We start from the raw sequence: 522 nt of genomic DNA on the forward strand, positions 1-522 counted from the left end.
ATTCCCGCGGTGGGCACACCTCATGCGGATTATTTCTACGGACAAATTGCGTGCACTCGCGCCTTGAGCGACGAAGAGATCGCGCACAACTACGAGCTCAACACTGGCAAAGTCATCGTCGAAACCATCGGTGATTCAAACGTTATGGCGTCTCCCGGAATTTTGGTCAAAGAACACGCACCTTTTACTTGGGGTAAAAGCCCTGCTCAAGCGGTTCACAACGCCGTAGTAGTTGAAGTGGTCGCAGGCATGGCTTTGCAAACACTGCAAATCAATGCCGAGGTAGACACTCTTAACCCTTCGCTTCTCGACAAACATTATTTACGTAAGCACGGCGCGAACGCCTACTACGGTCAAAGCAAAAAATAAGGAAACATGATGAAGATTTTCAACGACAAACAAGTATGGTTTGTAACAGGCTCTCAGCATCTTTACGGCCCACAAGGATTGGAAAGCGTTGCGCAAAAGATCGAAGAAATCATTTCAGGATTAAATTCGTCTGATGACATTTCAGTTTCTATT

General features: G+C 46.6%; 2 protein-coding genes. Both read left to right on the plus strand.

Translation table 11 applies throughout. The features are described from left to right. Positions 1-369, plus strand: a 369-nt coding sequence (locus R8O11_RS31185) for a class II aldolase/adducin family protein (protein ID WP_318195386.1), incomplete at its 5' end; no start/stop codon positions are given. A 9-nt stretch (positions 370-378) separates the two neighbouring features. Next, the coding region (locus R8O11_RS31190; RefSeq protein WP_318195387.1) for a hypothetical protein at positions 379-522 on the plus strand (144 nt) is incomplete at its 3' end.

Source organism: Vibrio sp. 1288 (assembly GCF_033344475.1).